Source organism: Brevundimonas sp. (assembly GCF_032055285.1).
GTDB lineage: Bacteria > Pseudomonadota > Alphaproteobacteria > Caulobacterales > Caulobacteraceae > Brevundimonas.
Map to the genome: position 1 here is coordinate 192270 of NZ_DAMBRE010000001.1, position 14480 is coordinate 206749.

Annotated in this window: 14 protein-coding genes; 9 read left to right on the plus strand and 5 right to left on the minus strand. The window is 69.1% G+C overall.

Going from position 1 to position 14480, the window contains the following annotated elements; genetic code table 11:
• Nucleotides 1-22: 22 nt before the first annotated feature.
• Both RTY13_RS00985 and metB read left to right on the plus strand, forming a co-directional pair.
• Entirely contained in the window at nucleotides 23-1090 is a 1068-nt protein-coding gene (locus RTY13_RS00985; protein ID WP_312780497.1) for a homoserine O-succinyltransferase, read from the plus strand.
• Complete coding sequence (metB, locus tag RTY13_RS00990; RefSeq protein WP_312780499.1) at nucleotides 1087-2268, plus strand: cystathionine gamma-synthase; 1182 nt, start codon at nucleotides 1087-1089, stop codon at nucleotides 2266-2268. Before RTY13_RS00985 ends, metB begins: the two co-directional genes overlap by 4 nt.
• 147 nt (nucleotides 2269-2415) lie before the next feature.
• Here the strand turns inward: metB and RTY13_RS00995 are convergent, their stop codons facing one another.
• The 4 genes from RTY13_RS00995 to RTY13_RS01010 all read right to left on the minus strand — a co-directional run bounded on the left by RTY13_RS00995 (nucleotide 2416) and on the right by RTY13_RS01010 (nucleotide 7268).
• Complete coding sequence (locus RTY13_RS00995) at nucleotides 2416-4236, minus strand: methyl-accepting chemotaxis protein (RefSeq protein WP_312780501.1); 1821 nt, start codon at nucleotides 4234-4236, stop codon at nucleotides 2416-2418.
• A 95-nt stretch (nucleotides 4237-4331) separates the two neighbouring features.
• Nucleotides 4332-5156: a sulfite exporter TauE/SafE family protein gene (locus tag RTY13_RS01000; protein WP_312780503.1), complete on the minus strand. Its 825-nt coding sequence runs from the start codon at nucleotides 5154-5156 to the stop codon at nucleotides 4332-4334.
• Nucleotides 5157-5388: 232 nt separating this feature from the next.
• A complete protein-coding gene (gene dusA / locus RTY13_RS01005) occupies nucleotides 5389-6423 on the minus strand; it encodes a tRNA dihydrouridine(20/20a) synthase DusA (protein WP_312780505.1) in 1035 nt (344 codons plus the stop codon).
• 86 nt (nucleotides 6424-6509) lie between these two features.
• The gene (locus RTY13_RS01010; protein ID WP_312780507.1) at nucleotides 6510-7268 is read right to left on the minus strand and encodes a 3-oxoacyl-ACP reductase; all 759 of its coding nucleotides are present in this window, start codon (nucleotides 7266-7268) and stop codon (nucleotides 6510-6512) included.
• A 118-nt stretch (nucleotides 7269-7386) separates the two neighbouring features.
• Between RTY13_RS01010 and RTY13_RS01015 the strand changes: the two genes are divergently transcribed.
• From RTY13_RS01015 to RTY13_RS01025, 3 genes are read left to right on the plus strand one after another with little or no spacing between them, the layout of a single operon-like run.
• Nucleotides 7387-7674, plus strand: coding sequence for a metalloregulator ArsR/SmtB family transcription factor (locus tag RTY13_RS01015; RefSeq protein ID WP_312780508.1), 288 nt, complete (start codon nucleotides 7387-7389; stop codon nucleotides 7672-7674).
• Entirely contained in the window at nucleotides 7671-8345 is a 675-nt protein-coding gene (locus RTY13_RS01020) for an SdpI family protein (RefSeq protein WP_312780509.1), read from the plus strand. The genes RTY13_RS01015 and RTY13_RS01020 overlap by 4 nt, the downstream gene beginning before the upstream one ends.
• A 30-nt stretch (nucleotides 8346-8375) precedes the next feature.
• Complete coding sequence (locus tag RTY13_RS01025) at nucleotides 8376-9293, plus strand: alpha/beta fold hydrolase (protein ID WP_312780510.1); 918 nt, start codon at nucleotides 8376-8378, stop codon at nucleotides 9291-9293.
• A 5-nt stretch (nucleotides 9294-9298) separates the two neighbouring features.
• Here RTY13_RS01025 and RTY13_RS01030 read toward each other — a convergent pair whose 3' ends face one another.
• Nucleotides 9299-9844, minus strand: a complete 546-nt coding sequence (locus RTY13_RS01030; protein WP_312780511.1) for a hypothetical protein — start codon at nucleotides 9842-9844, stop codon at nucleotides 9299-9301.
• Nucleotides 9845-9985: 141 nt separating this feature from the next.
• On the opposite strand from RTY13_RS01030, the gene pelA reads away from it, so the two are divergent.
• From pelA to RTY13_RS01050, 4 genes are all read left to right on the plus strand, one after another.
• Nucleotides 9986-11287, plus strand: coding sequence for a pectate lyase (gene pelA / locus RTY13_RS01035; protein WP_312780513.1), 1302 nt, complete (start codon nucleotides 9986-9988; stop codon nucleotides 11285-11287).
• 91 nt (nucleotides 11288-11378) lie between these two features.
• The gene (locus RTY13_RS01040) at nucleotides 11379-12335 is read left to right on the plus strand and encodes a glycosyltransferase family 9 protein (RefSeq protein WP_312780515.1); all 957 of its coding nucleotides are present in this window, start codon (nucleotides 11379-11381) and stop codon (nucleotides 12333-12335) included.
• A gap of 64 nt (nucleotides 12336-12399) precedes the next feature.
• Nucleotides 12400-13737, plus strand: coding sequence for a dihydroorotase (locus tag RTY13_RS01045; protein ID WP_312780517.1), 1338 nt, complete (start codon nucleotides 12400-12402; stop codon nucleotides 13735-13737).
• Nucleotides 13734-14465 carry a prephenate dehydrogenase/arogenate dehydrogenase family protein gene (locus RTY13_RS01050; RefSeq protein ID WP_312780519.1) on the plus strand — a complete coding sequence of 244 codons (732 nt, stop codon included), beginning with the start codon at nucleotides 13734-13736 and terminating at the stop codon, nucleotides 14463-14465. Before RTY13_RS01045 ends, RTY13_RS01050 begins: the two co-directional genes overlap by 4 nt.
• The last annotated feature ends 15 nt before the right edge of the window (nucleotides 14466-14480 follow it).

Below are 14480 nucleotides of genomic sequence, written 5' to 3' on the forward strand. Positions count from 1 at the left end.
TTTTGCTGAGTGACCGAGACCCATGACCCTGGCCCTGATCGACCCCTTCACCCCCGCCGAAGAGCCCGCCTGTCGGTCCGGTTCCGCCCGCCGCCCGTCCGAGCTGCTGTCGCGCGACGGGGCCCATGACGTCGTCGTGCCGATCCCGGACGGTTTCGAGCTCGACTTCGGCGGAACCCTGAACCAGAAGCAGATCGTCGGCCGTCTGCACGGCAAGGCCGGCGCCCCGCTGATCGTCGTGGCCGGCGGCATCTCGGCCGACCGTTACGTCCACCGCACCGAGACCAAGGGCCTGGGCTGGTGGTCGGGGGCCGTAGGCGTGCGCGCCCCCATCGACCTGACCCGTTTCCGGGTCCTGGCCTTTGATTTCGCACCGGAATTCGGCGAGGGCGTCAAGGACGCCAAGACCCCGCTGACCATCACCACCCAGGATCAGGCGCGGCTGCTGGCCCTGCTGCTGGACCACCTGGGCGTCGACAAGGTCGCAGCCTTCATCGGCTGCTCCTACGGCGGCATGATCGCCCTGGCCTTCGGCGAGTTGTTCCCCGACTGGGCCGAGCAGTTGGTGGTGGTGTCCGCCGCCCACCGCCCCCACCCCCTGGCCACCGCCTGGCGCGGGATTCAGCGCCGCATCCTGCAGCTGGGCCTGGAGACCGGCCGCGTCGATCAGGCCGTGGGCCTGGCGCGCGAACTGGCCATGACCACCTATCGCACCCCCGACGAGTTCGGCGAGCGCTTCGATTCCGAGGCCCCCAGCCACGCAGGGCAAGCCTATCCCGTCTGCGACTATCTGACGGCGCGCGGCCGCGCCTACCGTGACCGCACCACGCCCTCGCGTTGGCTGAGCCTGTCGGACTCCATCGACCGCCACCGGGTCGAGCCGGAAGCCATCACCGCCCCCGTCACCCTGATCGGTTTCACCACCGACCGCCTGTGCCCCATCGACGACATGAAGGAGCTGGCCGCGCGCCTGCCCAACCTCTGGCGCTTCGAGCAGCACCCCTCCCTCTACGGCCATGACGCCTTCCTGAAGGAAGACGCCCTGGTCGCGGACATCCTGACTTCCGTACTGAAGGACATCGACCAATGAGCCGCGCCGCCCGCCCCGCCGATCCCCGCACCATCGCCGCCCGTTCGGGCGTGGATACGGACACGGCCCACGGCGCGGTCATGCCGCCGCTGTATCTGTCGTCCAACTATTCCTTCGCCGGCTTCGATCAGAAGCGGAAATACGACTACTCGCGCTCGGGCAATCCGACCCGCGACGTCCTGGCCGAGACCCTGGCCGAGCTGGAAGGCGGCGCCGGCGCCGTCATCACCGCCACCGGCATGGCGGCGGTCGACCTGCCGCTGTCGCTGCTGAACCCTGGCGAGTTGCTGATCGCGCCCCACGACTGCTACGGCGGCACCCACCGCCTGCTGACGGCGCGCGCGAAAAAGGGCCACTTCCGCGTCGCCTTCATTGATCAGAACGACGGCGAGGCGCTCGACGCCGCTCTGGCCGATGGCGCCAAGCTGGTGCTGATCGAGACCCCGTCCAACCCGCTGCTGCGCGTGGTGGACGTGGCCGACGTCTGTCGCCGCGCTCATGCGGTGGGGGCCAAGGTGGTGGCCGACAACACCTTCCTGTCGCCCGCCCTGCAACGTCCGCTGGAGTTGGGCGCCGACATCGTCGTCCACTCGACCACCAAATACATCAACGGCCATTCCGACGTGGTCGGCGGCGCCGTGATCGCGGCGGACCCGGCGGATCACGCTGAACTGGCCTGGTGGGCCAACTGCCTGGGCGTCACCGGCTCGCCCTTCGACGCCTATCAGACCCTGCGCGGCCTGCGCACCCTGTTCACCCGTATCGAGCGCCAGCAGGCCACCGCCGGTCTGGTCGCCGCCGCCCTGGAACAGCACCCGGCGGTCAAGGCCGTCCACTATCCGGGCCTGAAGTCCCACCCCGGCCATGCCCTGGCCGCGCGCCAGCAGTCGGGCCCGGGCGCCATGCTCAGCTTTGAGCTGGACGGCGGCACCGACGCCGTGCGCCACCTGATCGAGGCCCTCGACATCTTCACCCTGGCCGAGTCCCTGGGCGGCGTCGAAAGCCTGATCGCCCACCCCGCCACCATGACCCACGCCGCCATGACGCCCGACGCCCGCGTCACCGCCGGCATCACCGACGGCCTGATCCGCCTGTCGGTCGGGCTGGAGCATCAGGACGACATCCTGGCCGACCTGATCCAGGCGCTCGACGCCCTGGTGCTGCAACAGGCGGCGTAGGACACAGTCGGAGTTTCCTCCCCACTGCGTGGGGAGGGGGACCGCGTAGCGGTAGAGGGGCGTCTCGCCAGGCTCAACCGAGCCCCTCCGTCACGTCGCCTGCGGCGCCGCGCCACCTCCCCACAAGTGGGGAGGAGAAGCGCCCTATTACGCCACGGCGCGTTCCAGCATCCGCTGCTGACCGCGCGCGTCCATCGCGGCGTCTTCCAGCGAGAACTGCCCCATCATCCGGTCCAGCTCGCGCGCATCCTGGGCCAGAGAGTGGCTGGCGGCGGTGGCTTCCTCAACCATGGCCGCATTCTGCTGCGTGACCTGATCCATCTGGGCCACGGCGGTGTTGACCTGTTGCAGACCGCTGGACTGTTCCTGCGACGAGGCGACGATCTCGCCGGTGATAGCGGTGACGCGCTCAATCTGACCGCCGATGCGCTTCAGGGCCTCGCCGGTGTCGCCGACCAGTTGCACGCCCTCGCCGACCTGACGGCTGGAGGCCGAGATCAGGGTCTTGATCTCCTTCGCGGCTTCGGCCGAACGCTGGGCCAGAGCTCGAACTTCCGAGGCCACGACCGCGAAGCCGCGTCCGGCGTCGCCGGCGCGCGCCGCCTCGACGCCCGCATTCAGCGCCAGGAGGTTGGTCTGGAAGGCGATCTCGTCAATGACGCCGATGATGTTGCCGATCTCGTTGGACGAGCGTTCGATCTCGCCCATGGCGGTGACGGCGCGGCCGACCACGGCTTGGCCCTCGACGGCCTCGCTACGGGCGGCCTGGACCACGCCGCCGGCCTCGACGGCGTTTTCGGCCGAGCGCGTCACAGTGGCGGTGATCTGCTCCAGAGCGGCGGCGGTCTCCTCCAGGGCGGCGGCCTGTTGCTCGGTGCGGCGCGACAGGTCGTTGGAGGCTTGCGAAATCTCATGGGCGCTGGCGCCGATGGCGCTGGAACGGTCGACGATGACGCCCATGGTGCTTTGCAGCTTGGCCATCGCTCCATTGAAATCGGCGCGCAGCTTTTCATATTCGGGCGCGAAGCTGGCGTTCAGGCGGAAGGCCAGTTGACCGTTCGACAGACGATCGAGGCCCGAGGCGATGCCGTCCACGACCTGGGCCTGCTGACGAGCCATCTCGGCGTCGCGTTCGGCCTGGGCGATGCGAGCCTGTTCGGCGGCGGCGCGCTGGACCTCGGCCTCGGCTTCCAGCCGCACCTTCTCCTCGGCGTTCTGCTTGAAGGTCAGGACGGCGGCGGCCATGTGGCCGATCTCGTCGCGGCGACCGATGGCGGGGATGGCGACGTTCAGATCACCCGAGGCCAGACGGCCCATGGCGCGGGTCATGGCCTCGACCGGACGGCTCAGCGCCCCGATCAGCCAGGCGATGGCGCCGAGTGCAATGCCCAGGGCCACGACCCCGCCGATGGCGAAGCTCCAGTAGGCTTCCTTGTAGGCGAAGGCCTTGGCCTTGGCGTTGGCGGCGGCGACCACCGCCTCCTTTTCCTGAATGGAGGTGATGGCGGCGCGGATATCCGACAGGCGCGCCCCGGCTTCCAGACCGGCCACAGCCTGCGGCTGGGTGGCGGGATCGCGAGCCAGGGCGATCAGGCCGTCGGCGCTCTGGTGGAAGGCGTCGACAGCGCCCTTCAGCGCCGCCTGCTCCTGGCCATAGGCTGCGTTGACGTCGGCGGCGGCCAGATCGGCCAGACGCGACACCAGAACCTTGCCCGGCCCCTCGTATTTCGGAATGAAGTCGGCGTCGCGCGTCGCCACATAGGCGCGCATGGCGTTCTGCTGCTCGACCGCGGCGGCCAGAACCAGATCTGACGCCTTGAACATATCGGCGGAGGCGGCGTTGGCGGCGTCGGCCTTCTGCAGCACGGTCACGGCCCAGAGGACCACCATGGTCGCCATCCCGCAGGCCGCGATCACGGCGGCGAAGGACAGCATCAGCTTCTTGGGAACGGACAGGTTCTGCAGCATTTCTACGCTCGCGGGGGAGGACTGAACCAGCTCCCTAGCGTCCCGCTGTTCGACAAAGGCTTATCGGCCGACAGCGGAAATCTACGTAGTCGCCGCTACAGCGCCTTCAGCACCACCGACAGGGCCGTCAGCAACAGATAGACCGCGAAGGCCTTTCTCAGCACCTTGCGGTTCAGCCGGTGCGCCAGCCGCGCGCCATAGGGGGCGGTCATTGCCGTCAGCAGTCCCATGATCACCGCCGCCGGCACGTTGACGTAACCCAGCGACAACGGCGGTCGCCCCGGCGCGTCCCAGCCGAAGACGGCGAAGCCCAAGGCCGCCGTCGCCCCGATGGCCAGGCCGAAGCCGCTGGCCGTGGCCACCGCCTGATGGATGGGTCGTCCGCACAGTGTCATCATCATGCCGCCGAAACTGCCCCCGCCGACGCCCATCATGGCCGACAGCAGGCCGATGCCCGTGCCGACGCCGCGCCGTCCCCAGCCCGTCGGCAGGTCCTTGCGCAGGGTCACATGCTCCGGCAGCAGCCCCATCTGCATGGCGATCAGCAGCAAGCAGACGCCATAGACGATGGCCAGCCCCTCCATGGAGGTGAAACCCGCGATCGCCGCCCCGACCAGACCGCCGAACGCCACCCAGGGCGTCCAGGTCTTCAGCACCGTTTCGTCCACGGCCCCATGCGCCCGGTGCGTCGCCAGCGACCGCAGCGAGGTGGCGACGATGGTCAGCAGCGAGGTGCCGATGGCGACGTGCAGATTGCTCTCGCCGCCCACGCCCAGCACCGAAAAGGCGTAGAACAGTGCGGGCACCAGCACCGTCCCGCCGCCGACCCCGAACAGGCCGCCGATCACGCCTGCGACCGCGCCCGCCGCGATCAGCGCGGCCAACATCATCAGCAGTTCGGACAGGGGCAAGGCGCTCATGGCTTGGGCATAGCCTTGCCGTTCGCCAGCGTCATCCCGGAAAGGGCGTCAGTTGCCCCCTCTTCTTTCCGTCATTCTCCGGCAAGCCGCGTAGCGGCGCCGACCGGGGAACCCAGCGGCGCCCGTAGGGCGAAAACGCCACGCGCCATGCTTGCAGTAAAGATCGCCCTCAGCGCCGCTGGGTCCCCCGGTCTCGCGATGCTCGCCGGAGGATGACGGAAGTAATGAAGGGTCAGGCCGCTTCTTCGCTCTCGCCCAACCGCGCCTGACGCGCCTCGGCTTCGCGCACGGCCTCGACGGCGCGATCCAAGACCTCCAGTCCGGCCCCGGCCTTGACGCCCTCGACCGTCAGGATGCGGCGGAAGGCGCGCGCCCCGGCCCGGCCGTGCATCAGGCCCAACATATGCCGCGCCATGCCCGCCAGGTGCGCGCCCTCGGCCAGCCGCCCGGCCATATAGGGACGATAGCGCTCGATGGCGGCGAAGGGATCGACGTCCGCGACATCCATGCCGAAGATGCGCCGATCCACCTGCCCCAGCAGGGCCGGCTCGTGATAGGCGGCGCGGCCCAGCATGACGCCATCCAGTTGCACGCCGTCAGCATCGTCCAGATGGGCCTCGGCCTGATCCAGATCGCCGATGCCGCCGTTGATGCAGATGGTCAGATGCGGCCGCTCGCGCTTCAGACGCCGCACCAGATCATAGTCCAGCGGCGGCACATCGCGGTTTTCCTTGGGCGACAGGCCTTTCAGCCAGGCCTTACGCGCATGGACGACAAAGCTGGTGATGCCCACCGCCGCCGAGGCGTCGACCGTGGCGAACAGGCTGACCAAAGGGTCCTGATCGTCGACGCCGATGCGGCATTTGACGGTGGCGGGGACGCTGACCGCCTCCTTGATCGCCGCCATGCAGTCGGCCACCAGTTCCGGTTCACGCATCAAGCAGGCGCCGAACTTGCCCGACTGCACCCGGTCCGAGGGGCAGCCGACGTTCAGATTGATCTCGTCATAGCCATGGGCCTCGCCGATCTTCGCCGCCTCGGCCAGCTGCGCCGGGTCCGACCCGCCCAGTTGCAGGGCCACCGGATGCTCGACCGCGTCAAAGCCCAGCAGCCGCTCGCGGTCGCCGTGGATCACCGCCGGGGCCGTGACCATCTCGGTATAGAGCAGCGCCCGGCTGCTCAGGGCGCGGTGAAACGCCCGGCAGTTGCGGTCGGTCCAGTCCATCATCGGGGCGACGGACAGTCTGTGCGGCGGGTGTGGCGTCATGACCTCAGGGGCGCAGGCGTTGGGAGCGTTGGCCGCGTCCTATAGGGCGAACCGGCCCAAAACGCGACCGAGGTGCGGCCAAGCCGTCAGTCGCGGACCAGGCCGCCGTCGACCACCAGGTTCTGACCCGTCACAGCCCGGCTCCACGGCGAGGCGAAGAACAGAACCGCGTCGGCGAACTCCTGCGGCGTCGTCACCGAACGCAGCGGGGTCATGCCGGCGATCAGGTCGAACACCGCGTCCGGCGTCGCCGCGCTGGCGTCCGTGGTCCGCAGCAGACCGCCCGAGACCATGTTGACGGTGATGCCCGACGGGCCGAGGTCCCCCGCCGCCGTCCGCGTCAGGCTGAGCAGGGCAGCCTTGGCGGCGGTGTAGTCGTGGTACGGCACGACTGGATTCTGGAACAGGTTGGTGCCGATGTTGACCACTCGGCCGAACTTCTGCGCGCTCATGCCCGGCGCCGTGGCCTGGATGACGTTCAGCGCGCCGCGGATCACGGTCGAGAACTGACGCTCCATGTCCTCCCACAGAATATCAGCCATCTGGGCGCGGGCGTCGCCGTTGAAGCTGTAGTCGAGGGCGTTGTTGACCACGGTGCTGATCGGCCCGCCGAAATGGGCCGCGGCCTGTCCCACCATGGCCTCGACCGCTGCGCGATCCGTCACGTCGGCCTGGAGGGCGATCGCTCGCTCGCCGAGCTCCGCCGCCAGAGCCTCGGCCTGTTCGCCGCTGGCCCGCCAGTTGATCACCACCCGCGCCCCCTGCCCTGCAAAGGCCCGCGCCGCCGCCGCGCCTACGCCGCGCGCGCCGCCAGTGATGAGAACGATCTGATCGCGGATTTCCATAGGCCTGCCTCACGCTGAAGAACGAAGCCGAGCCATAGGCCGCGCTTCCGTCGAAGGCCAGTCGCGCCTCGACGAACACGGGTTGAATTTAGGATTTTTCCTAATTAGCCTCCTCCCTATGAACAGCCTGTTCAAAGCCCTGTCCCATCCGGTGCGGCGACGCATCATCGCCATGCTGCGGACCGGCCCCCTGTCCTCCGGCGACATCGCCGCCGCCTTCGACATGAGTTGGCCGACGGTCACCGGACACCTGAACGCGCTCAAGGAGGCCGACCTGGTCAGCACCGAGCGCGACGGCCAGTCGATCCGCTACCGGCTGGAGATCTCGGCCGTCGAAGAGGCCCTGGCCTTCCTGATGGACCTGAGCGGAACGGGCAAAGCCGATGATGAGGAGGTGTCCCGATGAAACGTCTGACCCTGGCCGACACGATCGCCGCCATCGTCTCGCTCCTGATTTTGACAGGGGCGGCGTGGATCGCGGTCTATGGCCCCCAAACGCCGATCCCGGTGCATTTCGACGCCGCCGGACAGGCTGATCGTTACGGCAGCCGCCATGAGCTTGCGGCGGTTCTGGCCGGACTGGCCTTGCTGAACCTGCTGGTGGCCTGGATGACCGGTCGTCAGGCCGCATCCGTCGCCGACCCCGTCCGTCGCAAGGGTCTTCAGCGCGGGCAATGGCTGTCGATCATCATCATGGGCGCCGTCGCCGTCTTCATCGCCTGGGCCAGCCTCGGCCCCGCCGCCGCCTCCGGAGTGAGCCACCCGGGCGTCGCCATGGCCTTCACCGCCTTCATCCTCCTGATCACCGGCGCCGTCCTGGGCCGTGTCAGCCCCAACCCCTTCATCGGGGTCAAGACGCCTTGGGTCTACAAGTCGCGACTGGCCTGGGACCGCTCCAACCGCCTGGCCGGCCGGCTGATGTTCTGGCTGGGCGCGCTCGGCCTGATCGCCAGCCCCTTCACGCCGCAGCCCGCCGGGATGATCACCCTGATCACCGGCGTCCTGATCGCCGCCGGCTGGTCGGTGCTCGAAAGCTGGCGCGTGTGGCGCGCCGACCCCGACCGCCAGCCCTTCTAAATTCATCCCGCCTACACGACGGAGACAAGCATGTTGACCCTCGCCGCCGCCCTGCTGCTCTCGCCGGTTTCGACGCCCGTCGAACTGCCCTCTACGCCCGCCCCGCTGCACGGAACCCTGCTGACGCCCGAGGGCCAGACGCGCGCCGCCGCGGTCATCGTCCCCGGCTCCGGCCCGACCGACCGCAACGGCGACAGCGCCCAGTTCGGCATCCGCGCCGCCTCCTATCGCCTGCTGGCCGAGGGTCTGGCCGAGCGCGGCGTCGCGTCGATCCGCATCGACAAGCGCGGCGTCGGCGAGAGCGCCGCCGCCGGTCCCGCTGAGGCCGATCTGCGCTTTTCCACCTACGCCGATGACGCCCGCGCCTGGGCCGCCGAGGCGGCGGCGAAGACCGACCGCCCCTGCGCCTGGCTGATCGGCCATAGCGAGGGCGTCCTGGTGGCCTTGGCCGCCGCCTCGAACGGCGACGACAAGATCTGCGGCCTGGTCCTGCTGTCGGGTGCCGGGCGTCCGGCGGGCGTCCTGCTGCGCGAACAGCTAGCCGCCCTGCCCGAGCCGCTGAAAGCCCGCGCCTATGAGGTCCTGGCTGAGTTGGAGGCCGGTCGCACCGTGGCCGATCCCCCCGCCGAACTGGCCGCCCTGTTCCGCCCCTCGGTCCAGCCCTACCTGATTTCCTGGCTGACGCTGGACCCGGCCAAACTGGCCGCCGCTTACCACGGTCCGATCTTCGTCGGCCAGGGGACGACGGACATTCAAGTCACGGTCGCCGACGCCGAGGCGATCAAGGCGGCCCAACCCCGCGCCACGCTGGTCGTCTGGGACGGCGTCAACCATGTGCTGAAGACCGCGCCGATCGACCGCGCGGCCAATGTCGCCATCTATATGGACCCGGCCCTGCCTCTGGCCCCTGGGGTTGTCGAAGCCGTGGCGAACTTCGTGCTGAAATAGGCCGGTCAGACGACCGCGTACCGGGCGACCACGCCGTCCGGCTGGAAGTCATGCTGATCCAGCCGATCCAGAGAGGCCAGGACGCGAGCGACGAAATCTTCCGGATCGCCCTCCTCGATGGCGGGGCGCAGCCAGTCGGTGACCACGGCGCGGGCCGGATAGGTCCCGACCGGGCCGGGAACGCTGAGCGCCACCTCGACCCCCTCGGCGATCCAGCCGGCGACCGTGGCGAAGAAGTCCATGCCCGTCAGGAAGTCGGAACGGCGCACGACATAGAGGGTGATCTCGCCGCGCTCGACGCCGTCCGGGCGGATGATGACGCCGCTGCGGTCCGGCCGCCAGTCGTCGGACAGCTCAACCGCACGCCACAGGCAGAACCAGACGCGGCAGGTCTGGGGGCGTATCTCATGCACCGAACAGCCCGCCCCATCGACGCAATAGCCGCACAACTCCCCCGTCGGCTTGGCCAGCTCGGGCAGGTTCAGCGGGATCACGCGGCAGCACTCGACGCAGCCGCCGCAGGTCCGGTCAGGCAGAAGGGGAAGGCTCATGAACGGGGTTTAGCGCAAGGCGGGCGGAAATGCGCGGGCGGAACAACCCATCGCGGCTTGCCATGAAGTGCCATTATGTAGAATGTTATCTGACATAGTGAAATCGATGTTCAAGTCGAACGCAGTCGGGAAACGCTTCCAGTGAGACACGCCTTCACCATCTCCTTCCTCGCCCTGGCCGTCGCGACGGCGTCCGGCCACGGCTCCGCCCAGGCCGAGGTCATCCGCGCCAATACGCCCGCGGTCGGCCTGACCATCGACCGGATCGGCGCCCTGCCGGACGCCGAGCGCGGGGCCTGGGCCGACTATCTGGCGCGCTCGCAGGCCCAGCATCTGGCCGATCGCGCCGCCCTGGCCGCGGAACTGCCCGCTGGCGCCACCCCGCCCCCGCCGCCCCTGGCCATCCGCGGCAACAGTTCGCACATGCCGCTGGACCGTCCGGCCGCCTGGTATCGCTCGGCCGAGGCTCGCGCCGTGGCCGACGCCGTCGTCAGCTTCCAGACCCCGGCCGGCGGCTGGAGCAAGAACCAGGATCGCAGCCTCAAGCGTCTTCCGGGCCAGCGTTTCTCTAACGACGCCGAGACGATGGAGCAGAACCCGGCCAATTTCGACGCTCCCGCCGACCGGTTCTGGACCTTCGTCGGCACGCTCGACAACAACTCCACCTGGACCGAGATGCGCTACCTGGCCAAGGTCGCGGCCCAGGCACCGGGGCGCGAGGGCGACGCCTGGCGCGCCAGCGTCATCAAGGGCGTCCACTATCTGCTGAACGCCCAGTACCCGAACGGCGGCTGGCCGCAGATCTGGCCCCTGGAAGGCGGCTTCCACGACTCCATCACCTTCAACGACAACGCCGTGGCCGAGGCCGCCATGGTGCTGCGTGATGTGGCCAACGGCGCCGAGGGCTTCGGCTTCGTGCCGCCGGAGTTGGAAGCCCGCGCCGCCGAGGCGGTGAAGAAGGCCATCGACGTCACCCTGGCCGCCCAGGTGCGCAAGGATGGTCGCCTGCAGGGCTGGCCGCAGCAGGTCGAGCCGATGCGCCTGGTCCCGACCAGCGCCCGCAACTATGAGCCCCGCTCGATCGCCAGCGGCGAGACCACGGACGTCCTCGAGTTCCTGATGGGTGAGCCCAACCCCTCGCCCGAGGTCAAGGCGGCGATCCGCGGCGGCGTGGCCTGGCTGGAATCGGTCCGCGTCTATGACAAGTCGTTCGAGATGACCGACGACGGCCGCAAGCTGATCGACAAGCCCGGCGCCGGCCCGATCTGGTCGCGCAACTACGACCTGGTCACCGGCCGTCCGATCTTCGGCGACAAGGACCAGAGCATCCACGACGATGTGAACGGCATCTCGATCGGGCGCCGCAACGGCTATTCGTGGTGGCTGGCTGCGCCGCAGCGCGCGCTGGACCTCTATGCGACCTGGTCGGCGGCGAATCCCTAGAACGCGAGTCAAACGAGCCGCCATTCCAGACCGGATGGCGGCTCCGGTCGCATCTACTGAATTCCGTAGAGAATCCCTCTAGGGTCGCCCGATGCATGGGCGTTTCCCGATCCTCTATATCGCCGAGGCGGACGCAGAAGAGGCGGTCCTCTCGTCGGGGGCGCTCGCCCATCTGGTTGAGGCCATTCCCCACGCCACCTTCACCGTCGTCGGATCGCCGGCCAGCGCGCCCCTGTTCGCGGACCTGCCAAGGCTGGAGCGGCTGATCGTTCTGGACCGCGACGGGCGGTGGGACTGGATCGCCCTGTGGAACCAGGTGCGCGAGACCAACTGGGGCCTGGTGGTTGACATGCGCGGCTCGACGCTGTCGGGCAAGCTGCGGCGTCAGAAGCGGGCGGTGAAGGGCAAGGTCCTGCCCGACGTCCATCTGGTCGAGCAGGCGGCGCGGGTGCTGCAACTGGACGAAATCCCGGCGCCGAAACTGTTCGTGGGACGCGATGCGCAGGAAGCCGCCGACGCTTTGATCCCGCCGGGCGACGGGCCGATCCTGGCCATCGGGCCGGGCGTGGACTGGATCGGCAAGCGCTGGCCCGCCGACCGTTACGCCAAGGTGGCCCTGTCGCTGCTGGGTGAGGACGGACCTCTGGCGGGCGGGCGGCTGATGATCATCGGCGAGGAAGCCGACCGCGACGCGGCCCACTCCATCCGTTTCGCCGTCAAGCGGGAGCGGGTGATCGAGCTGCAAGGGCGGCTGACGCGGCTGCAGACCGTGGCGGCCCTGTCGCGGGCGGACTTCTATATCGGCGGCGACTCGCTGTGGACCCAGCTGGCGGTGGCGGCGGGCGTGCCGTCGGTGGGGGTGTTCGGCCCCTCCGACGAGACCCTGCGTCGCCCCTGGACGGGGGTGGCTGTACGCGGACCGCGCAGCCTGCAGGAGTTCATCGACCTGGACCCGCGCTTGAACCAGCACATCCAGCACATGATGGACCTGCCCTATGAGCGGGTGCTGAAGGCGTCGAAGAAGCTGCTGGCGCAACTGGCCGGCTGAGCCTTCGGGGGTTTCCCCTGAGGCCGCACGCGCGCATAAGCGCTCGACCTCAGGAGATGCGCCCATGACCCAGACCTATGACCTGATCGTGCGAGGCGGCGAAGTCGCCAACCACGCCGGACGCGGCAAGGCGGACGTCGGCGTCATCGACGGCCGCATCGCCTTCATCGGCGACCTGTCCCAGGCCTCTGCCGGAGAGGTGTTCGACGCCACCGGCCTGACGGTCCTGCCCGGCGTCATCGACACCCAGGTCCACTTCCGCGAGCCGGGGCTGGAGTGGAAGGAAGACCTCGAGACCGGCAGCCGCGCGGCGGCCCTGGGCGGCGTCGTCGCCGTATTCGAGATGCCGAACACCAACCCCAACACCACCGACCCGGAGACCATGGCCGACAAGCTGGTGCGGGCCAACAACCGGATGTGGACCGATCACGCCTTCTACGTCGGCGGCACGCACGAGAACGCCGAGCATCTGGCCGATCTGGAGCGCCTGCCGGGCTGCTGCGGGGTCAAGGTCTTCATGGGCGCCTCGACCGGCGACCTGCTGATCGCCGACGACGAAGGGGTGCGCAAGGTCCTGTCGAACGTGCGCCGCCGCGCCACCTTCCACTCCGAGGACGAATACCGTCTGGTCGAGCGCCGCAGCCTGGCCCGCACCGGCGACTGGACCAGCCACCCCGAGGTCCGCGACGCCGAGAGCGCCATCATGTCCACCCGCCGACTGGTCGGACTGGCGAAAGAAACCGGCGCCCGCATCCACGTCCTGCACGTCACGACGCGGGACGAGATGGAGTTCCTGCGTTTCCACAAGGACGTCGCCACGGTCGAGATCACGCCCCAGCACCTGACCCTGGTCGCGCCCGAGGCCTATCAGCGGCTCGGTGCCTACGCCCAGATGAACCCGCCGATCCGCTCGCAGGAGCACGTCGACGCCCTGTGGCTGTGGGGGATGCAGCAGGGCGTGGCCGACGTCCTGGGCTCGGACCACGCGCCGCACACCAAGGAAGAAAAGTCCAAGCCCTATCCGGCCTCGCCGTCGGGCATGCCGGGGGTGCAGACCCTGGTGCCGCTGATGCTGACCCATGTGGCGAACGGGCGTCTGTCGCTGGAGCGCTTCATTGACCTGACCTCGGGCGGGGCGCAGCGGGTGTTCGGCACCGCCAACAAGGGCCGGATGGCGGTCAGCTATGACGCCGATCTGACCATCGTCGATTTGAAGGCCAAGAAGACCATTACGCATGACCAGCAGGCCACGCGATGCGGCTGGACCCCCTTCGACGGCTTCGAGACCACGGGCTGGCCGGTGGCGACAATCGTGCGCGGCCGCGTGGTGATGAAGGACGGCGAACTGATCGGTCAGGCCCATGGCCAGCCGGTGCGGTTCCAGGAGACGCTGGCGGGGTGAGCGGCGTCCGGCCCCAGCTTGGCCTGATCGGCTTCGGCGCCTTCGGGCGGCTGACGGCCAGACATCTGTCGCCCTGGTTCGACATCCTGGCCCATGACCCGGCGGCGGACGACGGCGAGGGGTTGGCGCGGCTGACGACGTTGGAAGAGGCGGCGGCCTGTCCGACAGTGGTGCTGGCCGTGCCGGTCGGCGTGCTGGCGGAAACGGTCGCGGCCATCGTACCGCACGTGACGCCGGGCGCCCTGATCCTCGACGTCAGCTCGGTGAAGGTGAAGCCGGCCAAGGTCATGCTGGGCTTGCCTGAGGGCGTTCAGATCGTCGGCACCCACCCCCTGTTCGGACCCCAAAGCGGCAAGGACGGCATCGCGGGTCTGCGCATCGCCGTCTGTCCCGTGCGCGGTGAAAAGGCGGCGTGGCGCGTCGCCGCCTTTTGTCGCAAGGCGTTGAGCCTGAAGGTCTTCGTCGTGGCGCCCGAGGATCACGACCGCGAGGCGGCGACGGTTCAGGGCCTGACCCACCTGATCGCCAAGGTCCTGCTGGCCATGGAGCCCCTGCCGACGCGGATGACCACGACCAGCTTCGAGCGGGTCATGCAGGGCGTCGACATGGTCCGCCACGACAGCGCGGCGGTGTTCCGCGCCATCGAACACGACAACCCCTACGCCGCCGCGGTGCGCCGCCGCTTCTTTGACCTGGCCGAACAGGCGCGGGCGGAACTGGACGGCTAGGGCTGTCGCATCGGC